A 24,038-nucleotide genomic window follows, 5' to 3' on the forward strand; every position below is an offset into this window, starting at 1 on the left:
ACGGGTCACACCGCCACGAGGAAAAGATGCCGCGCACACCCGCCCATGCCGCACCTGCCGCACCCGGCTCCCTGCGCACCGCCTTGACGGCAGGGCGGCTGGCGGCAGCGCTGCTCGCGCTGCTGTGCTCCGCCTTGCTCGGCGGCTGCCGCCTGCGCGACGGCGGCCAGGAAGACCTCGTCATCCCGCAACTGGTGCGCACCGAGCTCTATGTCGCCCCCTCGGGTTCCGACAGCAATCCCGGCACCCGCGAGGAACCCTTCCGCACCCTGGCGCGGGCCGCCCAGGCCGCCACGCCCGGCACCACCGTGCACGTCGCCCCCGGCATCTACTTCGGCGGGGTGCGCACCACCACGCACGGCACCGCCGAGGCGCGCATCGTCTTCGAATCGACCGAGCGCGGCGCCGCGCGCGTCGTGCCGCCGCTCGACTCGCGCCAGCCCTCGGCCTGGGACAACCGCGCCAACTACCTCGACATCATCGGCTTCGAGATCGACGGCACCCAATACCAGAGCGGCATCAAGTGGCTGAGCGGCATCTACAACGCCGGTTCGCACAACGGCATCCACCACAACCACGTCCACCACATCGGCACCGACGTGCCCTGCGAGCCGCGCGGCGGGGCCGGCATCGGCGTCGACGGCTACTACAAGGGCAACGACGCCGACGTCGCCGGCAACCACGTGCACGACATCGGCCCGCCGGACTGCCGCACCATGCACGGCATCTACATCGGCACCACGGCCAGCGTACGCGACAACATCATCTACCGCGCCTCGGGCAGCGGCATCCACCTGTGGCACGACGCCAGCCACGTCACCATCCGCGGCAACACGGTGGCCGCCTCCGGCATCGGCATCTTCGTGGGCAGCGGCGACTTCTACCATGGCAAGGGGCCGAACGACCACACCCACACGGTGAACAACATCGTGTTCGACAATATCCAGGGCATCGTGGAACAGGGCGCGACCGGGCCCAACCTGAGCTACCGCCACAACCTGGTTTACCAGAACGCGGAGGGCGACTGGAAGCTCTCGCCGGGGCGCCAGCACACCGGCACGATCAGCGCTCCGCCGCTGTTCGCCGACTACCACCGCTCCCAGCCGGTGCCGGACTTCCGGCTGCGGCCCGGCTCACCCGCCATCGGCAAGGGCCTGCCGCCGAGCGCGACCGATGCCGTGGCGATGCAGCCGATACGCCAGCCCGATATCGGCGCGGTCCCGCACGACGGGCCGGGGCCGGCGGGGTTGACGCAGTCCTCGCCTTGAAGCCAACCGCACATGCCATAGACGTCTCTACGAGAAGAGGCGGCGGACGAGGCGGCGGGCGAGCAAGCGAATGGCGGTGTCAGCGAGCGGCGCTCTCGATTCTGCTGACAGATGGTTTGGCAGCACTGGTGGCTTCGTGTGGCCCTTGTCCTATCAGAGTCAGGTATCGGCGCAGAATCGCCTGCTCGACGTTGATGCGCTCATCCGGCCGGCAAGCGTATCGCAGAGTCAATACCGCATGCTCGTGCCTGCTCAGGTCCATGACGACCTTGGGGCTGCCGGACGGCAGGTCGATCATTTCACGCGATTCCATCCTTTTGAGATGCTGGCTCGCTTCGTCAATCCATTCCCCGCACACCTCTTGCGCGGCCTTCAGAAGCAAAGGTTCGCAGTGCATGAGGTCGCGATGCGACACCGATACCGGAAGCAGGCAAAGCACATATTGTCCTGTGGCCGTCAGGTTCTTCACCGGCATCGAAAGTAGCATTGCATGGGGCAAAATTACGTTCGCGCCAGTAATCAGGTTGCCCTCCGATGTATCGGCCACTGTCGTGTTGAGCATGCTGGTATCGACCACCCGTCCAGACACGCCGTCGATCTCGATAAAATCCCCCACGCGGTATGGCCGCGTGATCGCGAACACGGCGGTACCTAGCAGACTCGCAAGAAAATCCTTCGAGACGATGAGCATCGCGCCGGCGACCGCAGCAACCGACAGCGCCACGCCTGCAATTTTCGAGGCCCAGATAATACTCAGCGCCACCATGGCGCCGGCAAGAATCAGGTTCTTGACTAAAACGAAGTTGCCACGCCGGCGAGCGAATTCTTGCTCGTCGACGCAGCGTGTCACGGCGCGCCGCTGCAAGAATCCGATGCTGGCGGCTGACAGCCAGAACACGATCAAGGTGGCAAGGATGCGGCCGATTTCTGATTTTGCGAGGGCTGTAATTTGTAATACGGTTGTGCTGCTTGCCAGGTCGAGCATCGTCGGTACTGAGTAGGATGGTAAGTGGCGATCTTAACAGGATGTCGGCGTGGCCGATGCGATCGTCAGCTCCCGGGACCGGCCCGCTGAGTGCGGCTAGCCTGAGAATTGTCAACCAGTTTTTTCTTGGGCCAATGTTGAATCGTAGTGCGCTGCGGCTTCGGTGTCACGCTGTGGCTTCGGGTTTCGACCCAAAGCAGTCGTTGGCCGCCGCGTGTGAATGCCTAGGCCTTGGCGGGCCAGATAGCCTCACGAATTTGTGGTTCATGCTTCGAAAAAACGCTAACGCACGCGCCAGCCGTTACGATGATCCACTCACGTTGCTGCTCGGTGTACCCGAGGCGCGTGTCTTCTTCCTTCGCCCACCCACCATCGAAGACCTCAAGGACGGGATAACCTGAAGGAAACTCCTCAGCCATCCAGTACTCCGCCAACGGGACTTCGTCCAAAAGCCTGAAGCCGTCAACCTGGGAAAACGAGACCTCAATGCCGTCATCCCTGTTGCGGTTTCGAAGGACGCGTATCGACAGGCGGCCGTCGTAGCAAACAGAGTGGATGTCTGCGCCCCAGTCAAACTGCTCCTGGCACCCAAATGGCCTTGCTTTGATTGGCATATACGTCGTCTCTTAAAAGGCTTGGCCTGGGCAGGCGACATGGGCGATGGCCGGTTGTGGCCGATCGCACACGTTCAGATTGACTCAGTGTTCGAAGTCGTCGCCAGCACAGCGCACAAGGTTTGTTGTACAGCGCTCCTGGATATCCTTCCTGCTTCCTGCAACGGGCACGCCGCCTTCACAGGATCTCGTTGACGCGCTCCACCGGACGGCACAGCCGCACACCTTTCGGCGTGACGACGAAGGGCCGGTTGATGAGAACAGGATGCGCCACCATCGCGTCCAGCAAAGCCTCGTCGCCGAGGCCCGGCGCATCCAGCCCCAGTTCCGCATACACCGCCTCCTTGCTGCGGATTGCCTCACGCACCGTGAGACCGGCGGCGACGATCATCGCCCGCAGCGCCTCGCGCGAGGGCGGCGTGGCCAGGTAGTCGACGACCTGCGGCTCGTGGCCGGCCTCGCGGATCGCCGCCAGGGTGTTACGGGAAGTCCCGCAGCGCGGGTTATGGTAAATCGTGATATCCATTCGATGTAAGCTCGTCAATATTGCCAGGAATCGGGCGTGGCATTGCTAATTAAACAGCGGCATGATAACCACAGCTCATGACTCCCACCAGCTTTTTTCCTTGTTCGTCTTTCCTCAGCACTATAGAATTCCTCGCTTATTTTTCCGCAGGAAGCGGAAATTGCACAATAACAATATAGAGATAGCGACGGAGAAGTGATGGACGATTTCAAGCTGCGCCCCGCCAGCCTGCCTACCTGGGGCCAGCGTACCGCCCTGCGCCTGCTTACGCTGGCCGGCTGGGAAGTGCGATTCAAGCCCCTGCCGGGTCCGCATGGCATCGCAGTGGTCTACCCGCACACCTCGAACTGGGATTTCCTGGTCGGCCTGTTCGCCAAGTGGGCGGTCGGCCTGAAGTTCCGCTGGGTGGCCAAGGACTCGCTGTTCCGCGGCCCGATGGGCACCATCATGCGCTACTGGGGCGGCATTCCGATCGACCGCCGCGCCTCGATGGGCGCGACGCGCCAGCTGGCCCAGACCATGCTGGCCGAAAAATGGTGCTGGATCGCGATCACGCCGGAAGGCACGCGCAGCTACCGGCCGCACTGGAAGAGCGGCTTCTACCATCTCGCCACCACGGCCAAGGTGCCGCTGGTGCTGGTATACATCGACTACCGCGCCAAGGTGCTGGGCGTGGTCGACACCTTGACCGTGAGCGGCGACCCCGAGAAGGACATGGCCGCGATCGCCGCCGTCTACGAAGGCCGCCAGGGCCTGTATCCCGACCAGGCCGCGCCGATCAAGCTGGCCCCGCCGCGCGACCCGTCCGAGCCGCAGCGCCGCCGCACCTGACGCCCCGCCTGCCCCGGCGGCAGGCTCAGAATTTCAGTCCCAGCGCGAACGAGGCCGTATCGCGGTCCGCGGCCTGGTGGTAGTCGCCTCCCCATGAAGGCTGGTAGCCCAGCTCCGCCAGGTAGCGCTTACGGTATTCGAAGCGCAGCGCCAGGTTCATCGACCTGCGTCCTTCACCCAGCAACAGGTCGCCCGACCACCCTTTCACGTCATGCACGAACAGCAGGCTCGCGCTGGTGGCCAGTTGCGGCCCCAGCGTCGGCAAGCGCGCGTCCAGGCGCAGCCGGTAGCCCCAGGCATTCGGTGTCGCATAACCGCGCAGGCTGCACTGGCGCGCGGCATCGCCCGTGGTCACGGTGCACTGGCCGTGGACGGGACCAACGCCGAAGATGTCGGCGCGACCGTAGCGCACCACGCTTGCGGCCGGAAGCTCGCGCGCATGCTTGCCCACGAATTCGGCCACTCCTGTCAGCTTGACGCCGCCCCATTGCCAATCGCGCCGCGCGCCGAGCTGCGCCTGCCACATCGCATACAGGTCGTAACCGTGGAAGACGCCGCCCGGCGCCACCGCATCGGCGCGGGCACGCAGCAGCGCGGGCGCCGTCGCGCTGAGAAAAGGCTGCAGCACGTCGCCCGGCGCCAGCATGAAGGGCGTGCCGGGACGGTAGGACAGTTCGCCGTGGACGGCAGCCGCGTCCAGCTTGTGCGAGATGGTGAGTGCGCTGATGCGCAAGCCTTCCGGGTACTCCGTGAAGTAGGCCATATTGCGCCCGTCCGGATCGCCGGCGATCAGGGCCGGGCCATCCGGACGGCCCGAGCGCCGCAGGCTGGGCAAGGCGCTGCGCGAATGGTAGCGGGCGTGATAGAGGCCGACTTCGAGCTCTGTCCCCTGCGGGCGCCAGCTGAAGCCGACGCCGAACTCGCCGGCGTCCGGATGCCGTGTCGGCAGGCGTTTCTGGTAGGCCCCCAGCGGCAGCCGGGCGCGGTCGCTGACGATGGGCTGGCCCGACATCACCTTGTCGCAGCCGTCGACCAGGTAGTCGCTCATCGACCAGAGCGTTCCGCAGACGTCCAGCGTGGAGGGCCGAAAGCCCGGCTGGTAGAACGCTTCCACGCCGAATCCGGCCGCCGGTTCGAGACGTGCGAACAGCATCGGGCGCGGCACCACGGTCTCGGCCTGCACGGGCGCGGCCCGGTGCAGGCCGGGGGCATCGCGCGGGTTGAGCGCTTCCAGTCCGCCCGGCGTGAGCGCGCGTTCGCCCCAGGGGAGCGTCTGCTGGCCCAGGCGCACCGTCAGGGGCAGCGCGGCCGGCATGAAGCGCCCTTGCACCCAGGCGTCCAGCAGGGTCACGCCGGAAAAGCGCGAACGCCGCGGCGCGCCGCTGTCCGACAGCGGCGCGCCGGCCGCGTAACCGTTCGCCACATTGCCCCATGGCCGTCCATCGCGGTGCAGGCCGGCGTCGTGCCAGGCCTTGGCGCGCAGCATGCCGGACCAGCCGCCCTCCACCGCCGAGACCTCGACGATCGCCTTGACGGCGCGCGAGACCGCGTCGCCTTTGTCGTAATTGGTATTGGCGTCGTCCGCATTGCCGCCGCTGCCGAGGCCCGACAGGCCGATGGCGGCGGCGTTCACGCCGGTCATCAAGTGGGGATCGCGTTCCTGGACGCGCACGATGTGGCCGGCCATGATGCGGCCGCTGGCCTTGACGTCGGCGGCCTGCGCAGGGCTGGACGCCGTGAGGACGCCGCTGCCGGCAAGTACGCCGGCCAGCGCGGCTGCGAGCATCGTGGGCAGGGGGCCGCGCACCTGGGGCGGCCCGGTAATCCTGTCGGCCGCGCTCCAGCTGGCGAACCGGGTCGCCGGTGTCTCGTGTCGGGTCATCCCTGCCCTCTTCTTATGCGGCCTGTCGATCGCGGCCCTATGCAAGTCGCGTAGGAACAATCCTACGTCGCGGGATGCATTACGTCAATACACCCGGCGGCTCAGCTGCGTCCCTTGCGCGACAGCAGGCGTTTCCAGCCCAGGAGTTCGCTGAGCCCGCCCGCGGCGATCAGGAGCCCGGCATGGTGCTGCTCGCCCAGCACATAGAGCGTGATCGCGGCGCCGAAGCAGCCCAGCGTGAAAAGGTGGTGACGCATCGGACTCACCTTGTCAAACGTCATTGAACCAGGTCGTCCCAGGCCATGGCCGCGCTCAGGTAGAGGCGGCCGCCCAGGGTCTGCAACAAATCGCTCTGCTTGAGCCTGTCCATCACCGGCCCCTTGACTTCGGCCAGGTGCAGCAACACGCCGCGCTGGCACAGCGAGGCATTCAGTTCCTTCAGCCCGAACAGGGCCGAGGTGTCGATCGCATTCACGGCCGACAGCACCAGCACCAGGTGGCGCGTGTCCGGATGCGCCGCGAGCTCGTCCTCGATGCGTTCGTTCACCGCCTCCACGTTGCCGAAGAAGAGGCCCGCGTCGACCCGCAGCATCAGGAGGCCAGGTGCGGTCGCCGCCGAATACCGGTCGATATTGCGGAAGTGCTCGGTGCCCGCGATGCGGCCCAGCACCGCGATGTGCGGCCGGCTGGCGCGCCAGATCAGGGAGCCCATCGACAGCGCCACGCCGACCACCACGCCCGCCTCCACGCCGAGGCCCAGCACGCCGGCCGCCGTGGCCACCAGGGCCGCCGCGTCGGCGCGGTCGTAATGCCAGGCGGTGCGCAGCAGCGACAGGTCGAGCATGCCGAGCACGGCGACGATGATGGTGGCCGCCAGCACCGGCAGCGGCAGCAGCGCCAGCCAGCCGTTGGGGGCGACCAGGGCCACGCCCAGCAGGCTTGCCGTGATGACGCTGGCCAGCTGGCTGTTGGCGCCGGCCGCGAAGTTGACCGCCGAGCGCGAGATGCTGCCCGTGACCGGGAAGCCGCCGCTCAGCGCGCTGCCGATGTTCGCCGCGCCCAGGCCCACCAGTTCGGCATTGCTGGCCAGCTTCTCACCGCGCTTGAGCGCCAGGGTCTGGGCGCCCGACATGCTGATCAGGAAGATCATGAAGCCGATCAGGAGCGCCGGTTGCAGCAGCGGCTGCCAGTGCGCGCTGGACGTGGCCAGGTTCAGCCCGGGGAGCCCGCCCGCCACCTGTCCGGTGGTCGCCACGCCCTGCGCGTCCAGGGCCAGGGCCGTCACAAGGGCGAGGGAACCGAGCACCACGCCCATCGGGGCCAGCTTGGCGCCGATGTCGGCAGCCCCCGGCGGCAGGCCAATGCGGCGCAGCGTCCCCGTCAAGTATTGGCGCGCCCACATGAGCAGCGCCAGCGCGCCCAGGCCCAGCAGCACGCTCGGCAGGTGGACGTGCGGCAGCTTTCCGCCCAGCAGAGCCGGCAGCTGGCCCCAGATGATCAGGATCGCCGAACCGATGGTGAAGCCGCTCATCACGGGGCGCGAAAAGAAGTTGGCGAGGAAGCCGATGCGCAGCAGGCCGCAGGCCAGCAGCACCACGCCCGACAGCAGCGCCAGCTGGGCCGCCAGCACTCCGTAGAGCGCGCTGCCCGGCGCGGCCAGCGGCGCCAGGCTCGATGCAGTCATCAGCGAGATGATCGCCATCGGCCCGATCGACTGGGTGCTGCTGGTGCCGAACAGCGCATACAGGAGCGGCGGCAGGATGCTGGCGTAAATGCCGACCACCGGCGGCAGGCCGGCCACCATGGCGTAGGCCATGCCCTGGGGGATCATCATCATGGCGACGACGATGCCGGCGCTGATATCGCCGGGCAGCATCGCTCGCCGGTAGTGCCGTAGCCAGGAGAGCATGAAAAATTGCTTGTTAGAAAAGCCGCCAGCCTACCACAGGGCGGACCGGGCGGGGCCGCTCACTGCATCGCCAGTTCGACGCAGTTGCGGCCGGCCCGCTTGGCGCGCGCCAGTGCGGCGTTGACGCGCACGGCGAGGGAATCGCCCGACTCGGTCTCCCCCAACTGGGCCACGCCCAGGCTGATGGTCACATGGTCGCAGCCCGGCATCTCGGTGCCCTCGATGGCCGCGCGCAGCTTCTCGGCCATCTTGAGGCCGTCGATCGCGCTGGTGTGGGGCGCGATCACCTGAAATTCCTCGCCGCCCGAGCGCACCAGCACGTCGCTCGAACGCAGGAGAAGCCGCGCGGTATCGGCGACGGTGCGCAGGACCACGTCGCCCACCGGGTGGCCGAAGCTGTCGTTGATGTTGCGGAAGCGGTCGATGTCGAAGGCGATCAGGGCCAGCGGCACCCGGTAGCGGCGCGCCCGCCTGATCTCCTGCTCCATCAGGAATTCGCCGTGGCGGCGGTTGGCCACGCCGGTCAGGGCGTCGAGCGTGGCCAGCTGGGTGACGCGGCCAAGCAGCTCTTCGCTCTCGCGCATCAGTTCCGCCATGCGCAGGCCGAAGGCGGCCAGCTGCGCCAGGTCGTCGCAGGCCGCCAGCTGGGCCTGCGAAAAGGCCCGGCGTTCGCCGAACATGAGGCACAGGGCGCCGCGCGGGGCGCCCGGACCCGAGGCGGGAATCGGCAGGCCCAGCACCATCTCCACGCCGTGCCCGCGCAAGGTCGCGGCAAGCTCCGCTTCGCCGGCCTTCTCGGGCGCATCGAGCAGCGCGGTCTCGCCGCCGGCCGCCGCCAGCAGGCCGGGAAAGGCATGGCGCAAGGGCGACTGCAGCAGGCGCTCGCCCCGGCCCAGGACAGCGGTCAGGTCGAGGCCGCGCGCGCCCGGCAGGAAGGCCGGCTGGCCGGATTGCGCTTCCAGGCGCAGGTCCTTCCCTTCACGCAGCTGGAACATCGACGCGTGCACCACGCCCGGCCAGCCCAGCAGCGCCACGCACAGGCGTTCGGCGAAGCGGATGCTGTCGTCCGCCTCGGCCAGGGCCTGCTGGGCGTCGGAACGGACGCCCAGCAGCGCCGCCAGTTCTTCTTCCGCCGGCGTGGCCGGGGCGGCAGGCGCGAAGCCCGCGTGCAGGCGGGCCGCGACTTCCTCGCGCAGCTGCTCTGGCGCGAGCGGGCCGATCACGTAGTGCAGCGGGCCGTGCGCCATGAGGGAAGGCAGCCAGCGCGCATTCGTGAAGGGGCACAGCAGCAGCACGGGCGCGCCCTCGCGCCGCGCGACCAGGTCGGCCAGGAGCGGCAGGTCGATGCCCGGTTCGAAACGCTCGAGGTCCAGCACCAGCACGTCCGCCGCCTCGGCCTCCAGCATCGCGCCCGCTTCCTCGATGCCGCCGGCGACACGCAGCTTCCCGAACAGTGCGCCACACGCTTGCTGGAAGTCGAGGCGGCGCTGGCCGACCGGATTGAGATACAGGCCCGAAATGGGCTCCGGCCGTGTGCGCGCACCTTCCTGCTGGGACATCCTTTTCTCCCTGACAAGCAAATTCTGAACAAAACGCTTGCAAGTTTGCCATAAAAGCCACCGATGCAGGGTCGGCCATGGGGTAGACGGCGCGCGCGAAACTGCTCCCTGTGTGTGGAAGCGCACCGTCGCACCACAGCCCCGCGGTGAATACTCTCCCGGTCGATTGAAACGTTCATGGGAGTATGTGATGGCAAATCAGGATGATGTGGCGAACAAGCAGAAGGCGATCCAGAGCCGCCAGGACCAGAAGGACGGCAGCATGCAGAAGGCGGAGAACGACGAGGCCGCGCAGACCGGCATCCCCCAGCCGACGCCGCCTTTCCCCGAACAGCACCTGGCCAAGCCGGGCATCGAGGCCCAGATGGAGCTCAAGCCGAAGTTCATGGCCGAACAGTACAAGGGCAGCGGCAAGCTGGAGGGCATGAGCGCGATCGTCACCGGCGCCGACTCCGGCATCGGCCGTGCGGTCGCGGTGCTGTTTGCGCGCGAAGGCGCCGACGTCGCCGTGATGTACCTGAACGAGCACGAGGACGCGGCCGAAACCAGGCGCTGCATCGAGGCCGAGGGACGCCGCTGCATCACCATCCCGGGCGACGTCAAGGACGCCGCCTTCTGCAACGAGGCGGTGGAGAAGGTGGTGGCCGAATTCGGGCGCCTGGACATCCTGGTCAACAACGCCGCCTTCCAGGAACATGCAGGCTCGCTGCTGGACATCACCGAGGAACGCCTGGACGAGACCTTCCGCACCAATATCTACGGCTACTTCCACATGGCGCGCGCCGCCCTGCCCCACCTGAAGCGCGGCGCCTCGATCATCAACACCGGCTCGGTGACGGGCCTGAAGGGCTCGAAGCAGCTGCTCGACTACTCGAGCACCAAGGGCGCCATCCACGCCTTCACCATGTCGCTGGCCGCGAGCCTCCTGGACCAGGGCATCCGCGTCAACTGCGTGGCCCCGGGCCCGGTCTGGACGCCGCTGAACCCGGCCGACCAGTCGCCCGAGAAGATCAAGGAATTCGGCGCCAGCACCACCTTCGGGCGCGCGGCCCAGCCGGAAGAGCTGTCGCCGGCCTACGTGTTCCTGGCCTCGCCCGTGTGCTCGGGCTACATCACCGGCATCATCCTGCCGGTGACGGGCAAGGTCGGCGAGTAAGGATCACGCATACCATAAGGAGACTTCTATGCCACGCAGCATGTGGAAAGGCGCCATCAGTTTCGGCCTGGTGCACATCCCGGTCGATATGTACCCGGCCGTCGACAACAAGGGGCTGGACCTCACCATGCTGGACCGGCGCGACTTCTCGCCGGTCGGTTTCAAGCGCTACAACAAGAGCAACGGCAAGGAGGTCTCCTGGGACGACATCGTCAAGGGCTATGAATACACCAGCGGCGAGTACGTCGTGCTCTCCGACGAGGACCTGCGCCGCGCCAATCCGGAGGCGACCCAGACCATCGACATCGTGGCCTTCGTCGATGCCGAGGACGTGTCGCTGCTCTACTTCGAGCAGCCCTATTACCTCGCTCCCGGCAAGGGCGGCGACAAGGTCTACGCCCTGCTGCGCGAAACGCTGCGCCGCGCCGGCAAGATCGGCATCGCGCGCGTCGTCATCCGCGTCAAGCAGCACCTCGCGGCCCTGGTCTGCGTGGGCGACACCATCGTGATGAACACGCTGCGCTATGCCGACGAGATCCGCGACGCGGGCGACCTCAAGATCCCCGCGAAGAACGACAGGAAGGTGGCCGTCACCGACAAGGAGCTCAAGATGGCGATGGCCCTGGTGCAGGGCATGGCCGAGGACTGGGACCCGGAGCAGTACCACGACACCTACCGCGAAGACGTGCTGGCCCTGATCGAGAAGAAGGTCAAGGCGCACCAGACCAAGACCATCACCATGCCCGAGCCGGGCGAGCAGAAACGCGAGACCGGCAAGGTCATCGACCTGGTCTCGCTGCTGCAGGCCAGCCTGGGCAAGAAGCCTTCGAAGGCGGCAAGCGCGGACGACGACGATGACGACGACGAACCGCCGCCGAAGAAGCGCCGCCCCGCCGCCGAAGAAGACGAGGACGAGGAAGAAGCGCCGCCGCCCCGCCGCAAGACCGCCGCGCATGGCAGCGACCGGGTCGCGGCCAGCGGCGCGGCGCCCAAGCGCAAGACGGCGACCAAGGCGGCTGCGAAACCGACAGCCAAGCCGGCGGCAAGGAAGACCGCCGCCAAGTCCACGACCGCCCCCGCGCGGCGCAGGAAGGCGGCCTAGCGGATGGATGAATTCATCGACTTCCTGCAGTGGCCGGCGATGCTGGTCACCCTGCTGGCCGCCTACCTGATCGGCTCCACCAATCCCAGGCGCCGCGTGTTCGGCTTCTGCACCTTCATCGTCAGCAACATCCTCTGGATCATTTGGGGCGTCCACGACGAGGCCTGGGCCCTGATCGCGCTCCAGACCGCGCTGATGGTGACGAATATCCGCGGGATCTTCAAGAACGAGCATTCGGGCGAGGCTAGCGAATCCGCGTGACGTGGGCCTCCCGCGATGCCCGCCAGCCGAGCGCCGCTTCGATGTGGCGGCGGTACGCGGTATCGATATGGGCCGGCGTGCAGCGTACGTAACGCTCGGCCTGGGCCCGCTCTTCCGGCGGCAGGCCGTCGAGGATGGCGACCACCTCGCCCGCCGTCGGCACCCTGCCCGGCCTGCCCTGCGATTTCGGCGGCAGCGCGGTCCAGACGGCGGCATCGATGCGCATCGAACGCAGCCAGGCCGCGATGCGCGCATCCTCCCTGGCGCCTTCCCTGCCCGGGATGCTGCCGATCCAGTCCGGCCGCGCCGGCGTGATCTTCTCCCGTGCGCCGAGCATGGCGCGGGCTGCATCGAGATCGTGCGTGCCGACATAGGCCCAGTAAGTCGCCTGCGGCCGCGCCCCTTCGCACAGCACCAGCGCGACCTCCGGGCTGTCGTCGCTCACGCGCACGAATTCGAGCGGCAGGCGCGGCCCGCCGGGATGCCAGCCGGATGCCAGTTTCAGGGGACCGGGCTTCCACAGCAGGGAGCCCCAGGCGATGCAGACGATATTCATGGCGGTGTCCTGTGATTGACGAAGTCTAGCCTGCCACGCATTCAGGCCGAGCACGGCTGGCTGCCCCGGCCTTGTCCCGCCGCCGAAGCGTGCGTGACGATCGGGCTCCCGTGCGCGATACTGGCGCCATGTTCACTCCAGGGACCCAGCGATGCCCCAGACCGCCATGCCTTTCCTCGTACTGACCCGCGCCGGCTACGACGACATCGCCGGGCGCGTCGACCTCGGCAAGGCGGTGCTCTACCTGAACCCTGGCCTGCTTGCCGAGGACGAGATCGCGCAGCTGCGCGAACGCGGCACGGCGGTCCACGTGATGGCCACGCCTGTCGATCCAGGCAATGTGCGCGAGATGCAGCAGGCCCTGCTCCTGACACGCAACGAGCGCGGCAGCGTCTGGGTCGAACGCGGCGCGCCGCGCAGCAGCAGCTCGGTCGACAAGGTGCAGCGCCCCCAGGCGCCGGTCGTGTCGACCACACCCTTGCGCACCCGCCTGGCGCGCACCGCCGGCGCGGTCGCAACAGGCATGCTGCGCCGCCTGCGCTCGCCGGAACAGGGCCGCGCCCTGATGGCCGTGCCCTATCTCGGCTTCGGCAACGCGCGGCGCATCTGGCTCAAGGGCCGCCTGCTGGACGAATACGGCTTTCGCGAACAGACCGTGGCCGACAGCGGCTGGGCCAACCTGGTGGCCCTCTACCAGCGCCTCGAATCCGACGAGGTAGCCGACGCCCGCGTGCTGGCCACCTTCCAGGGCCGGACCGTGGAGGCGCGCACCGACCGCGGCGGCTACTTCTCCTTCGATATCGCCCTGGATGTCGATCTTCCGGGGGGCATGCATGCAGTGGAACTGGTCTTCCCCGACAACGCCCAGCCGGGCGGGGAGCCCCTGCGCGCGGCCGCCTCCATCATGGTCCCGGCCGCGACGGCCCGCTTCGGCATCATCAGCGACATCGACGACACCGTCCTGTGGACCAATGTCACCAACAAGCTGAACATGGCCCTGATGCTGGCCCGGACCAACCACCACACCCGCAAGCCCTTCAAGGGGGTGGCCGGCTTCTACCGCGCGCTGCGCGACGGCGTGGGCGGCACTGAAAACAATCCCATGTTCTACGTCTCGAGCAGCCCCTGGCACCTCTACGGCCCCCTGCTCGACTTCCTCAAGCTGCAGGACATCCCCCTCGGCCCCCTGCTGCTGCGCGAGCTGAGCGTGCGCCAGGTGCTCAAGATCAACGAGCATGGCAACCACAAGCTGGAACAGATCGAGCGCATCCTCGGCTTCTACCCGGACCTGCAGTTCGTCCTGATCGGCGATAGCGGCGAGCAGGACCCGGAGATCTATACCGAGGTGTTGCGCCGCCACCCGGGGGCGGTACGCATGATCTACATCCGCAACGTCAACCCCGATCCTTCGCGCATCGACGCCCTCGACCGCCTGATCGAAGAGGTCAGCGCCACCGGCGTCCAGCTGGTGCTCTCGCCCGACAGCGTGTTCGCCGCCTCGCATGCGGCGGCGGAGGGCCTGATCGCCGTCGACCGCCTGGGCGCGGTGCGCCTGGACAAGCGCGAGGACGACACGGCAGCCCCTGCGAAGGCGGGATTATGAAAAACTATTGGATGGATAAAATCAATCAACTTTTCTAATTGCTCAGCGGAACCTAGAATCTCTTCCATTGCCAGTTCACAGAAAGAGGAGATTCCCGATGAGCCAACCCCGACTCACCACCGCTTCCGGCATCCCGGTCGACGACAACCAGAATTCGCTCAGCGCCGGCCCGCGCGGCCCGCTGCTGCTGCAGGACTTCCACCTGATCGAGAAGCTCCAGCACTTCAACCGCGAGCGCATCCCCGAGCGCGTCGTGCACGCCAAGGGTTCCGGCGCCTACGGCACCTTCACGGTAACGGGTGACCTGCGCCCCTTCACCAAGGCAAAACTGTTCTCCGAAATCGGCAAGCAAACCCCGGTCTTCCTGCGCTTCTCGACCGTCGGCGGCGAAAAAGGCAGCGCCGACACCGAGCGCGACCCGCGCGGCTTCGCCCTGCGCTTCTACACCGAGGAAGGCAACTGGGACCTGGTCGGCAACAACACCCCGATCTTCTTCATCAAGGACCCGATCAAGTTCCCCGACTTCATCCACACCCAGAAGCGCGACCCGCAGACCAACCTGAAGTCGGCCAACATGATGTTCGACTTCTGGAGCAATGCGCCGGAAAGCCTGCACCAGGTGACGATCCTGTTCTCAAGCCGCGGCACCCCCGACGGCTACCGCCACATGGACGGCTTCGGCAGCCATACCTATAGCCTGATCAACGAGGCCGGCGAGCGCGTCTACGTGAAATGGCACTTCAAGACCCGCCAGGGCATCAAGAACCTGAGCAGTGCGGAAGCGGTGCGCATTGCCGGCACCGACCCCGACCATGCCCAGCGCGACCTGTTCGAAGCGATCGCCCGCAAGGACTTCCCGCAGTGGGACGTCAAGGTGCAGATCGCAACGAGCGAGCAGCTGGCGGACTGGGAACGGCGCACCGGCTGGAACCCCTTCGATCTGACCAAGGTCTGGCCGCATGGCGACTTCCCGATGCTGCAGGTGGGCGTGCTGGAGCTGAACCGCAATCCGGACAACTACCATGCCGAGGTCGAGCAGGCCGCCTTTTCGCCCGCCAACGTTCCGCCGGGCATGGGCTACTCGCCGGACAAGATGCTGCAGGGCCGCCTGTTCGCCTACCACGACGCCCAGCTCTACCGGGTCGGCACCAACCACCAGCACCTGCCGGTGAACGCCCCGCGCTGCCCCTTCCACAACCAGCAGCGCGACGGCGCGATGGCGATCGCCAATGGTGGCGCGGCGAAGAATTATGCGACCGTCGATTCGGTGGGCCGCGGGGCGCTGGGCATGGGCCATGGCGAACCGGAGCTGCCGATCACGGGCGATGCGGGCCGCTACGACTTCCGCGGCATGGAAGACGACTACACCCAGGCCGGCAACCTGTTCCGCCTGATGACCCAGCAAGAGCGCCAGGACCTGTGCGACAACCTGGCGGGGCCGCTGTCCACCGTGGACGAGGACATCCTGCAGCGCCAGCTGCGGCACTTCGACAAGGCCGACCCAGGCTACGGACGCGGCGTGCGGGCCTCGCTCAAGGCACTGGGCCGCAACGCCGACTGATGTGCCGGGGCCGAGTCAATCCTCGTAGCCGAGGATTTTCATGGCCTTCGTGATCCCCTTGGCGGCCTTCGCATAGCCGCTCCAGGGATCGTTCCCCTTGTCGAGCCGCGTGTGGACGTTCATCACCGTCCACTGCGCGCTCGATTTCAGCGTCATCAATTCATCCCACTCGAGCGGCACGGAAATCCCGAGCCCCGGGCGCGCCCTGGCCGCCCAGGCGCAGATCGTGGTCGCGCCGCGTCCGTTGCGCAGGTAGTCGATGAAGATCTTGCCGACCCGGTTCTTCGGCCCGCTCTTGAAGGCGAAGCGGTCCGGCAGGGTTCCCGCCAGGTGGCGCACGATGGCCTGCGAGAAGGCCTTCACGGTATCCCAGCCATACTCCGGCTTGACCGGCACCACCACGTGCAGGCCCTTGCCGCCGCTGGTCTTCAGGAATGAAGGCAGCCCCAGCTCGTCGAGGAAGGCGCGCATGATCTGCGCCGCTTCCTGCATGGCTTTCCATTCCACGCCCTCGCCCGGATCGAGGTCGAAGACCATGCGGTCCGGCTCCTCGTAGGCCTTGGCGACCGCGTTCTGCGTATGGATCTCGATGGCATTCCACTGCGCCACCGAGAGGATGCCCTCGACGCTCGCGATCTCGAGCATGGGCGGGTTGCTCGGATCGAGGGCCGCATCCATCTGCTTCACGCCCGGCAGCTTCTTCACGTCCGCATGCTTCTGGAACACCAGCTCGGCCCCGATGCCCGCCGGCGCGCGCACCAGGGTCACCGGGCGGCGCTTGAGGTGCTCCATCATCAGCTCGCCCACCAGGGCGTAATAGCGGATCACGTCCAGCTTGGTGGCGCCGCTCGACGGGTCGACCACGCGGTCGGGATTGGTCACGCGCAGGGTCTCGGGCAGCTTGCCGTGCAGGCCCGCGGGCGGCGGCGAGACCGGTTCGTCGGACAGCGCGGGGCGCTGTTTCTCCCCCTCGACATCCTCGATGTGGCGCGGCTCTTCGCGCCGGATGCCGCGCGCCGGCTTGTCGTTACGCAGGCCCTGGAACACCGGGTGGCGCACCGAGCCCGTATTGGTCCACTCCGAAAAACTCACCTCGGCCACCAGGGTCGGCTTGACCCAGTGGTGCTGGCGTCCCGGCACGGCGCGCGGCGGGAAAGGACTTTCGTCGGTGCGCAGCGCCTCCAGGCGTTCGCTGATGTCCATCAGCGAGGCATGGTTGAAGCCGGAACCCACGTTGCCGGCGTAGCGCAGCTTGCCCTCGCGGTCGTAGTAGCCGAGCAGCAGCGAGCCGACGCCCTTGCGCGAGCCCTTGGGGTCGGTGAAGCCGCCGATGACGAACTCCTGGCGCAGGCCGCACTTGAGCTTGATCCACTCGGGCGAGCGGCGCGAGACGTAGCGCGAATCACGGCGCTTGCCGATCACGCCTTCCAGGCCGATGCGGCAGGCGGCGACCACCAGCTCCTCGGGATTGTCGCCGAATTCGCCCGAAAAGCGCACGCGCTCCGACTTCGCTTTCTTGAGGATGGCCTCCAGCGCCGCACGGCGCTCGACCAGGGGCACGTCGCGCAGGTCGTAGCCGCCGCAATAGGGTATGTCGAACAGGAAGTACTGGATGTCGGCCGTGCGCACGCCGTCGAAAGCCAGCTGCAGCAGGCCGAAGTTCGGCTTGCCGTTCTCGTCGTGCACCACGATCTCGCCGTCGTACCAGCCGTCCGGCAGCCCCATCCGCTCGAGTTCCTGCTTCAGGGGCTGGAGCTTGCCGGTCCAGTCGTTGGCATTGCGGGTGATGAGGCGGACCTCGCCCCCTTCCACCCGCGCCAGCATGCGGTAGCCGTCGAACTTGACCTCGAACACCCATTCGGCGGGGTCGAGCGGGGGCGCGTCGACCAGGGTCGCGAGTTCAGGGGAGAATTCCTCGGGCAGCTTGGCCGGCTTCGCGCCTTCGGGCAAGCCCGGCGCCGCGCTCTTCTTGCGCTTGGCCGCTTTCGCCGCCGCCTTGGCGGCCGGCTTGGCTGCGGATTTGGCCGCGCTCTTGCGCGCCGGCTTGCGCGGCGATTCGCCTTGCGCCTCCGCCTTGAGCGCCGCCATCTTGCCGCGCGCCGGCTTCGGCATCGGCAGGTCCTTCACGCTGTCGGGCAACTCATCCACCACCGAGAACTCCTCGGCGGGCCGCGCATACTCGTCGTTCTCCTTGATGAGCAGCCACCCTTCCTGCTTCTCGCCGCGCCCCTTCATGCGCACCAGCACCCAGCGCCCGTGCATCTTGTGGCCGTGGATCTCGAACTTCAGGTTGCCCTTGCGATAGCCCTCATGCGGGTCGCCGATCGGGGTCCAGGTGCCCTTGTCCCAGATGATGACTTTGCCGGCGCCATACTGCTTCGGCGGAATAGTTCCCTCGAAATCGGAATAGGAGATCGGATGGTCCTCGACGTGCACGGCCATGCGCTTGTCGTGGCTGTCGTAGCTGGGGCCCTTGGGCACGGCCCAGCTCTTCATGGTGCCGTCTAGTTCCAAACGGAAATCATAGTGCAGGCGCGTGGCCCAGTGTTTCTGGATGACGAAAGTCAACGCATCGAGCCCGGGCGTGCCGCCTTCAAGCGGTTCGGACGTGATATCGAAATTGCGCTTGGCTTTATAGAGTTTGAGCGCGTCTGGCATGGCCCCTCCCGGCTGTGGGTGTGGGAAAAGTCTAGGCCGATTGAGGTGAGCGCGACTGTACGCCAGCTAACCGTCTTGTCGGACTTGTAAGCGAATGTAAATACCGTCAACGCGGCGTTTCGGCCTTTCGTTGATTGCTCAGTAACACGGGATCTCCCAGTCACCCAACCTGAAGAGGAAACGCTATGCGCAAAATCGTCGCAACCCTGGTCGCCGGCCTGTTCGCAACGTCCGTGTTCGCCCAGACCACCCCGGAAGCGAAGGCTGCCGAGCAGACCGCCAAGGCCGACGCCAAGCAGGAGAAGAAGGCTGCCAAGGCCGATGCCAAGGTAGAGAAGGCCACCGCCGAAGCGAAGGAAGACGTCGCCGAAGCCAAGGCCGATGCCGCGAAAACCAAGGCAAAGGCGAAGAAGGATGCGGCCGAGCAGAAGGCCGAAGCCAAGGCCGACAAGGCCGAAGAGAAAGCCGACCACCAGACCACGGCTGCCAGCACCCACAAATAAGACGCCGCCCAGGCCCCCATATACCAAAAAGACAGGGTTCGCCCTGTCTTTTTCATTGGCGTCTACAATGCGATGGTTATTGTCCTGCCATCCGAGCCGCCATGCACAAGATCGTCTTCCTCGACCGCGACAGCCTGCAAGCCCGCCTGCGCGACCTGCCCTTCCCGCACGACTGGGTGAACTATGCCGGCACCCGCGAGGACGAGGTGGTCGAGCGCCTGCTTGGGGCCACCGTCGCCGTCAGCAACAAGGTGCCGCTGCGCGCCGGCGCCCTCGAGCGCCTGCCCGACCTCAAGATGGTGGCGATCGCCGCCACGGGTACCGACAACGTCGACCTGGAGGCCTGCCGCGCGCGCGGCATCGTGGTCTCGAACATCCGCGACTACTCCGTGGTCTCGGTGCCCGAACACACCTTCGCCCTGGTCCTCGCGCTGCGCCGCAACCTGCGCGCCTATATGGAGGACGTCGAGGCGGGCCGCTGGGAGCACTCCAGCCGCTTCTGCCTGCTCGACCACCCGATCGGCGACCTGGCGGGTAGCCGCCTCGGCATCGTCGGCTACGGCGCGCTGGGCCGCAAGGTGGCCCAGCTCGGGCGCGCCTTCGGCATGGAGGTGGTGGCGAGCACCCGCTCGCCGGTCCAGGACGCGGACGTCACCCGCCTGCCGCTCGAGGAAGTGCTGGCGACGTCCGACGTGGTCAGCCTGCACCTGCCCTTGACGACGGAGACCCGGCACATGCTGGGCGCGCGCGAGCTGGGCCTGATGAAGCCCGGCGCCATCCTGGTCAACACCGCGCGCGGCGGGCTGGTGGACGAAGCGGCCCTGGCCGCGGTGCTGGAAACGGGCGCGATCGCGGCCGGCTTCGACGTATTGAGCAAGGAGCCGCCCTTGCTAGAGAACCCGCTGCTGCGCCTGCGCCTGCCGAACTTCATCCTGACCCCGCACGTGGCCTGGGCCAGCGGCGGGGCGATGCAGACCCTGGCCGACATGCTGGTCGATAATATCGAGGCCTGGGTGGCCGGGCGGCCGCGCAACGTCGTCAGCTAGGCTGGTCGGCGGGCCTGGCCTCGATCGCCTGCGCGTCCGGCGCGCGCAGCGGCAGTTCCAGGATGAAGGCGGTGCCCCGCCCCGCTTCCGCCTCGCTCTCGACCCGCACGGTTCCGCCCAGCAGCGTGGTCACGATGTTCCAGCTGATGTTCAGGCCCAGGCCGGTGCCGCCCTGCCCCATGCGGGTGGTGAAGAAGGGATCGAAAATGCGCGCCTGGTGCTCGGGCGGGATGCCGCGGCCGTCGTCGCGGAACACGATGCGCACCGTGCCGCCGTCCAGCAGCGCCGCTTCCAGCAGCATGCAGCCGCCCGGCGCCTCGAAGGCATGCAGGAGCGCGTTGTTGACGAAGTTGATCACCACCTGGCCGAAGGGGCCGGGGAAGCTGTCCATCACGATCCCGCCCGGCACCGCCAGCTCGAGCCGGTGGCCGGCCAGGCGCACCGTGTTCATCATGGTCGCCGCGATTTCCTGGCAGGCCTGGGCCAGGTCGAAGCGGCGGCGCTGGGCGCTGGCCTGGTCGACCGAGACCTGGCGGAAGCTGTTCACGAGTTCCGCGGCGTTGTGCAGGCTGCGCTGGATCAGGCTGGTCGCCTCGCGCGCGGCCGCCATGTAGTCGGCCAGTTCGGAACGGCGCAGGTTGGCCGCATCGAAACGCGCCACGACCTCGCCCGTCCTTTCCTGCAGGGTGCTGGCCATCAGGAGGCTGTTGCCGATCGGGGTGTTCAGCTCGTGCGCCACCCCCGCCACCAGCGAACCGAGCGAGGCCAGTTTTTCCTGGGCCGCGAGCTGGGCCTGGGTGTCCTTCAACTGGCGGTAGGCGCCCGCATTGTCGATCGCCACGCCGACGTAGGCCGCCAGGGTTTCCAGCATGTCGAGGTGGACCTGGCCGTAGGCCTGCTGCACCCGGCTCTGCACCGTCAGCGCGCCCAGCACGCGCTCGCCCACGACCACCGGCACCAGCAGCAGCGAACGCGGATGCATCCCGGCGCGCGCCGCGCAGGGCAGCGCGGTTTCCAGGGCGCCGGAGGACTGCACCGCCAGCTGCGCCGGCAGGGTGCGGGCCAGATCCTGTTCCAGCACTTCGCGGCCATGGACGATCGACCATGAGGCCAGGTGCGCGCGCGGGTCTTCCGCCACCTCGAAGGGCTCCACCCGTTCGCCGTCGACCACCGCATGCACGTACTCCACGGCGCCGCGCTCCGGACGGCGCAGCACCACGGCGAACAGGCTCGCGTCCATCAGCGCGCGCACGTGCTCGTACAGGGTGCGCATGATCGCGCCCTTGTCCAGGTTGGCGGTGAGCGTGCGGCCGATGTCGGACAGCAGCGCGATGTTGCGGTGGGCCTGCTCGACCACCTCCTTCTGGTCCTCGACTTCCTGCTTGCGCCGCTCGGCCGATTCCTTCTGGCGCCGCAATTCGTCGGTGCGCACGCCGACCTCGCGTTCGAGCAGGTCCTTCTGGCCTACCAGCGCGCGGATGCGCAAGCGGTAGCCGGCCGTGAACAGGGTCGCCAGGAAGAGCAGCGCGAGCAGGCGGAACCACCAGGTCTTCCAGAACGGCGGCGCGATCGTGATGCGCAGGGTGGCCGCGTCGGCGCTCCAGACGCCGTCCTTGTTGGCGGCCCGCACCCGGAACACATAGGGGCCCGGGTCGAGATTCGTATACGTGGCGAAGCGGCGCCGCGCGTCGGCCTCGACCCAGCCGGTGTCGAAGCCCTCGAGCTGGTAGGCGTAGCGGTTGGCTTCGGGGTCGGCGTAATGCAGGGCCGCGAATTCGAGGGAGAACACGGCGTCCTTGTAGGACAGCGCGAGCTCCTGCCTGTCGTGGATGTCGGGGATGCCGCGCGAGCGGTTCAGCACCAGGAAATCGGTGATCGCGACCTTCGGCGGGAAGGGGTTGTCGCGCACCGCGTCCGGTTCGAAGGAGGTCATGCCGTTCACCCCGCCGAAATAGAACTGGCCATCGGCCGCGCGCAGGCCGGCGCCGACGAAATACGCGCCGTCCACCAGGCCGTCCTTGGCGCTGTAGTTCTTGGCCTGGCCGGTGGCGGGGTCGAGCCGGGTGATGCCGGCCGTGGTGCTGGCCCAGAGGATCCCGTGGCTGTCTTCCAGCACGGCGCCGATCGCCAGCGCTTCGCGCGCGCGCGTGAAGGGATAGAAGCGGAAGCGCGCGCCCCCGGCCCCCTGCTCCATGCGGTGCAGGCCGCCGGCGGTACCGACCCAGAGTTCGCCGCGCGCGGACTCCATCAGGTAGTAGATGCGGCTGTGGCGCAGGCCGTTCGGATCACGCGGGTCGTGGCGGTAGCGCGAGAAGCGTCCGCTTGCGGGATCGTAGCGTTCCAGGCCGTTCTCGGTGCCGATCCAGACGATGCCGTGGCGGTCTTCCAGCACGGCGAAGCCATAATTCTCGCCCAGGGTCGCGCGGTCGTCCGGATCGTGGCGCCAGGTGCGCACGGTGTTCGAGCCCGGCGCGAGCGCCGCCAGGCCGCCGCGCGTGGCGATCCACAGCGTCCCGCTGCGCCCGAGGTGCAGCGCCTGCACATAGTTCGCGCCCGCCGAGGCGCCCAGGTTGATCGCACCATACGCTCCCGCGCCGTCGCGCCACAGCAGGCCGGTGGGCGTGCCGATCCAGGTCCGGCCGCGCGCGACGGCCAGGGCCGTCACCAGGTCGCCGGGGCTGCTCCCTTCGCCGAAACGTTCGATCCGTCCGCCCGGGCGCTCCATGCGCAGCAGGCCGTCGCCGGTGGTCCCGATCCACAGGGCGCCGCCCGGATCCTCGACGATGGCGCGCACCTTGGCCCGGCCCAGGCCTTCGGCGCCGCCATAGCGCACGAAGCCGCCGCTGGCGAGATCCGTGCGGCTCACGCCGCCGTACTGGGTGCCGGCCCACAGGGTGCCGGTGCGGTCCACCAGCATGGCGCTGACCTGGTTGTCGGCCAGCGAGTGCTGGTCGGAGGGGTCGTTGCGGTAGGTGAGAAAGCGCCCGGTGGACGGGTCCAGCCACTTCAGGCCCTCCATGTCGGTGCCGACCCACAGGGTGCCGCCGCCATCGTGGTAGAGCGAGAGCACGCGCATTTCGCCGATGCCCTCGGGCTCGCCCAGGCGGCGGCGCTCGGGCACGCCCTCCTTGAGGCGCCAGGCCTCGAGGCCGGCGGCGCTGCCGATCCAGAGCGTGTCGCGCGGTCCCATCGACAGCGAGAGCACGGTATTGCGTTGCGGGTCGTGGGCGTGGACCACGTGGTGCTCGAAGCGCTCGGCATCGGGCGCCAGCCGGTCGAGGCCGGCGCCGGTGCCGATCCACAGATTGCCCCTGCCATCGAGCGCGAGGGCGTTGACGCGGTCGTCGCCCAGGCTGTGCGGGTCCGCCGGGTCATGGCGATAGGTGCGCACCCGGCCGGTGTCGGGGTCGACGTGCAGCAGGCCGTCGCCGGTGGCCAGCCACAGCCCGCCGCCCCTGGCGGGCACGATGGCGAACACGCTGCGGTTGCCGGCGCGGCGGGTGGCCTCGTCCGGCGCCGCATAGCGCACGAACTTGCCGGTAGCGACGTCGTAGCGGGCCAGGCCGCCCTTGGTGCCGAACCACAGGCGGCCCTTGCCGTCCTCGTGCGAGGCCATGACGTAGTTGTCGGGGAGGCTGTCGGGGTTGTCCGGGTCGTTGCGCCAGCTGGTGATGCGGTAACCGTCGAAGCGGTTCAGGCCGGCCTGGGTGCCGAACCACATGAAGCCGCGCCGGTCCTGCAGGATGGTCAGCACCGACTGCTGCGACAGGCCCTGCTCCACCGACAGGCGTTCGAAGCGCAGGGTGCGCGGCGCGGCTGCGACGGCGGCGGAAAGAAGCATGAACAAGAGCAGCGCCGCCAGCATCCGCAATGCTGCGGCCGGGGCACGCGTTATTCCCGGGATCGAGGCAACCATACGCTTTCCAGACATTCGACCCGGTTAATCTACCAGACCTTGTTTGCCTGTGGAAAAATTTGAGGCTTACAGAAATGAAATCACGCTGCTATAATGCGTGCC

Annotated in this window: 19 protein-coding genes; 9 read left to right on the top strand and 10 right to left on the bottom strand. The window is 67.7% G+C overall.

Features of this window, described 5'->3' with window-relative positions:
• Positions 1–26 precede the first annotated feature (26 nt).
• On the top strand, positions 27–1,268 hold the full coding sequence (locus NX780_RS18545) for a right-handed parallel beta-helix repeat-containing protein (protein WP_258829358.1): 1,242 nt from the start codon (positions 27–29) through the stop codon (positions 1,266–1,268).
• 79 nt (positions 1,269–1,347) lie between these two features.
• On the opposite strand, the gene NX780_RS18550 is transcribed toward NX780_RS18545, so the two are convergent.
• The 3 genes from NX780_RS18550 to arsC all read right to left on the bottom strand — a co-directional run bounded on the left by NX780_RS18550 (position 1,348) and on the right by arsC (position 3,393).
• Complete coding sequence (locus NX780_RS18550; protein WP_258829359.1) at positions 1,348–2,253, bottom strand: mechanosensitive ion channel family protein; 906 nt, start codon at positions 2,251–2,253, stop codon at positions 1,348–1,350.
• 224 nt (positions 2,254–2,477) lie between these two features.
• Positions 2,478–2,867 (bottom strand): hypothetical protein, encoded by a 390-nt coding sequence (locus tag NX780_RS18555; RefSeq protein WP_258829360.1) that lies wholly within the window; start codon positions 2,865–2,867, stop codon positions 2,478–2,480.
• Positions 2,868–3,045: 178 nt separating this feature from the next.
• Positions 3,046–3,393, bottom strand: a complete 348-nt coding sequence (gene arsC / locus NX780_RS18560; RefSeq protein WP_258829361.1) for an arsenate reductase (glutaredoxin) — start codon at positions 3,391–3,393, stop codon at positions 3,046–3,048.
• A 198-nt stretch (positions 3,394–3,591) separates the two neighbouring features.
• Between arsC and NX780_RS18565 the strand changes: the two genes are divergently transcribed.
• Positions 3,592–4,224: a 1-acyl-sn-glycerol-3-phosphate acyltransferase gene (locus NX780_RS18565; RefSeq protein ID WP_258829362.1), complete on the top strand. Its 633-nt coding sequence runs from the start codon at positions 3,592–3,594 to the stop codon at positions 4,222–4,224.
• A 25-nt stretch (positions 4,225–4,249) separates the two neighbouring features.
• On the opposite strand, the gene NX780_RS18570 is transcribed toward NX780_RS18565, so the two are convergent.
• The 4 genes from NX780_RS18570 to NX780_RS18585 all read right to left on the bottom strand — a co-directional run bounded on the left by NX780_RS18570 (position 4,250) and on the right by NX780_RS18585 (position 9,574).
• On the bottom strand, positions 4,250–6,106 hold the full coding sequence (locus NX780_RS18570) for a DUF1302 domain-containing protein (protein WP_258829363.1): 1,857 nt from the start codon (positions 6,104–6,106) through the stop codon (positions 4,250–4,252).
• 101 nt (positions 6,107–6,207) lie between these two features.
• Complete coding sequence (locus NX780_RS18575; protein ID WP_258829364.1) at positions 6,208–6,363, bottom strand: hypothetical protein; 156 nt, start codon at positions 6,361–6,363, stop codon at positions 6,208–6,210.
• A gap of 20 nt (positions 6,364–6,383) precedes the next feature.
• Complete coding sequence (locus NX780_RS18580; RefSeq protein WP_258829365.1) at positions 6,384–8,015, bottom strand: SulP family inorganic anion transporter; 1,632 nt, start codon at positions 8,013–8,015, stop codon at positions 6,384–6,386.
• 59 nt (positions 8,016–8,074) lie between these two features.
• Complete coding sequence (locus NX780_RS18585; RefSeq protein WP_258829366.1) at positions 8,075–9,574, bottom strand: GGDEF domain-containing response regulator; 1,500 nt, start codon at positions 9,572–9,574, stop codon at positions 8,075–8,077.
• Positions 9,575–9,764: 190 nt separating this feature from the next.
• Here NX780_RS18585 and NX780_RS18590 point away from each other — a divergent pair, with 190 nt between their 5' ends.
• From NX780_RS18590 to NX780_RS18600, 3 genes are read left to right on the top strand one after another with little or no spacing between them, the layout of a single operon-like run.
• Positions 9,765–10,730, top strand: a complete 966-nt coding sequence (locus NX780_RS18590; RefSeq protein WP_258829367.1) for an SDR family oxidoreductase — start codon at positions 9,765–9,767, stop codon at positions 10,728–10,730.
• A 28-nt stretch (positions 10,731–10,758) separates the two neighbouring features.
• Positions 10,759–11,832, top strand: a complete 1,074-nt coding sequence (gene ku, locus NX780_RS18595; protein ID WP_258829368.1) for a non-homologous end joining protein Ku — start codon at positions 10,759–10,761, stop codon at positions 11,830–11,832.
• A gap of 3 nt (positions 11,833–11,835) precedes the next feature.
• Entirely contained in the window at positions 11,836–12,093 is a 258-nt protein-coding gene (locus NX780_RS18600) for a hypothetical protein (protein WP_258829369.1), read from the top strand.
• Here NX780_RS18600 and NX780_RS18605 read toward each other — a convergent pair.
• Positions 12,077–12,649: a hypothetical protein gene (locus NX780_RS18605; RefSeq protein WP_258829370.1), complete on the bottom strand. Its 573-nt coding sequence runs from the start codon at positions 12,647–12,649 to the stop codon at positions 12,077–12,079. The genes NX780_RS18600 and NX780_RS18605 overlap by 17 nt on opposite strands.
• A 166-nt stretch (positions 12,650–12,815) precedes the next feature.
• Here NX780_RS18605 and NX780_RS18610 point away from each other — a divergent pair, with 166 nt between their 5' ends.
• Together NX780_RS18610 and NX780_RS18615 are read left to right on the top strand one after the other, a co-directional pair.
• Positions 12,816–14,252 (top strand): App1 family protein phosphatidate phosphatase, encoded by a 1,437-nt coding sequence (locus NX780_RS18610; protein WP_258829371.1) that lies wholly within the window; start codon positions 12,816–12,818, stop codon positions 14,250–14,252.
• A gap of 97 nt (positions 14,253–14,349) precedes the next feature.
• Positions 14,350–15,813 (top strand): catalase, encoded by a 1,464-nt coding sequence (locus tag NX780_RS18615; protein ID WP_258829372.1) that lies wholly within the window; start codon positions 14,350–14,352, stop codon positions 15,811–15,813.
• Positions 15,814–15,828: 15 nt separating this feature from the next.
• Here the strand turns inward: NX780_RS18615 and ligD are convergent, their stop codons facing one another.
• Positions 15,829–18,471: a DNA ligase D gene (gene ligD, locus NX780_RS18620; RefSeq protein WP_258829373.1), complete on the bottom strand. Its 2,643-nt coding sequence runs from the start codon at positions 18,469–18,471 to the stop codon at positions 15,829–15,831.
• A 185-nt stretch (positions 18,472–18,656) separates the two neighbouring features.
• Here ligD and NX780_RS18625 point away from each other — a divergent pair, with 185 nt between their 5' ends.
• Entirely contained in the window at positions 18,657–18,974 is a 318-nt protein-coding gene (locus NX780_RS18625) for a hypothetical protein (protein ID WP_258829374.1), read from the top strand.
• 101 nt (positions 18,975–19,075) lie between these two features.
• Positions 19,076–20,020, top strand: coding sequence for a D-2-hydroxyacid dehydrogenase (locus NX780_RS18630; protein ID WP_258829375.1), 945 nt, complete (start codon positions 19,076–19,078; stop codon positions 20,018–20,020).
• Here NX780_RS18630 and NX780_RS18635 read toward each other — a convergent pair.
• Positions 20,013–23,936 (bottom strand): sensor histidine kinase, encoded by a 3,924-nt coding sequence (locus NX780_RS18635; RefSeq protein WP_258829376.1) that lies wholly within the window; start codon positions 23,934–23,936, stop codon positions 20,013–20,015. The two genes, NX780_RS18630 and NX780_RS18635, sit on opposite strands and share 8 nt — an antisense overlap.
• Positions 23,937–24,038: the final 102 nt, after the last annotated feature.

It is taken from the genome of Massilia agri (assembly GCF_024753255.1).
Classification (GTDB): Bacteria; Pseudomonadota; Gammaproteobacteria; order Burkholderiales; family Burkholderiaceae_D; genus Telluria; species Telluria agri.

Coding starts and splice junctions, on each gene's coding strand:
- NX780_RS18555 (WP_258829360.1), bottom strand. CDS start 2,867: ATGCCAATCAAAGCAAGGCCATTTGGGTGCCAGGAGCAGTTTGACTGG.
- NX780_RS18565 (WP_258829362.1), top strand. CDS start 3,592: ATGGACGATTTCAAGCTGCGCCCCGCCAGCCTGCCTACCTGGGGCCAG.
- NX780_RS18545 (WP_258829358.1), top strand. CDS start 27: ATGCCGCGCACACCCGCCCATGCCGCACCTGCCGCACCCGGCTCCCTG.
- NX780_RS18615 (WP_258829372.1), top strand. CDS start 14,350: ATGAGCCAACCCCGACTCACCACCGCTTCCGGCATCCCGGTCGACGAC.
- NX780_RS18610 (WP_258829371.1), top strand. CDS start 12,816: ATGCCTTTCCTCGTACTGACCCGCGCCGGCTACGACGACATCGCCGGG.
- ligD (WP_258829373.1), bottom strand. CDS start 18,471: ATGCCAGACGCGCTCAAACTCTATAAAGCCAAGCGCAATTTCGATATC.
- NX780_RS18575 (WP_258829364.1), bottom strand. CDS start 6,363: ATGCGTCACCACCTTTTCACGCTGGGCTGCTTCGGCGCCGCGATCACG.
- NX780_RS18570 (WP_258829363.1), bottom strand. CDS start 6,106: ATGACCCGACACGAGACACCGGCGACCCGGTTCGCCAGCTGGAGCGCG.
- arsC (WP_258829361.1), bottom strand. CDS start 3,393: ATGGATATCACGATTTACCATAACCCGCGCTGCGGGACTTCCCGTAAC.
- NX780_RS18600 (WP_258829369.1), top strand. CDS start 11,836: ATGGATGAATTCATCGACTTCCTGCAGTGGCCGGCGATGCTGGTCACC.
- NX780_RS18635 (WP_258829376.1), bottom strand. CDS start 23,936: ATGGTTGCCTCGATCCCGGGAATAACGCGTGCCCCGGCCGCAGCATTG.
- NX780_RS18630 (WP_258829375.1), top strand. CDS start 19,076: ATGCACAAGATCGTCTTCCTCGACCGCGACAGCCTGCAAGCCCGCCTG.
- NX780_RS18585 (WP_258829366.1), bottom strand. CDS start 9,574: ATGTCCCAGCAGGAAGGTGCGCGCACACGGCCGGAGCCCATTTCGGGC.
- NX780_RS18550 (WP_258829359.1), bottom strand. CDS start 2,253: ATGCTCGACCTGGCAAGCAGCACAACCGTATTACAAATTACAGCCCTC.
- NX780_RS18605 (WP_258829370.1), bottom strand. CDS start 12,649: ATGAATATCGTCTGCATCGCCTGGGGCTCCCTGCTGTGGAAGCCCGGT.
- NX780_RS18580 (WP_258829365.1), bottom strand. CDS start 8,015: ATGCTCTCCTGGCTACGGCACTACCGGCGAGCGATGCTGCCCGGCGAT.
- NX780_RS18625 (WP_258829374.1), top strand. CDS start 18,657: ATGCGCAAAATCGTCGCAACCCTGGTCGCCGGCCTGTTCGCAACGTCC.
- NX780_RS18590 (WP_258829367.1), top strand. CDS start 9,765: ATGGCAAATCAGGATGATGTGGCGAACAAGCAGAAGGCGATCCAGAGC.
- ku (WP_258829368.1), top strand. CDS start 10,759: ATGCCACGCAGCATGTGGAAAGGCGCCATCAGTTTCGGCCTGGTGCAC.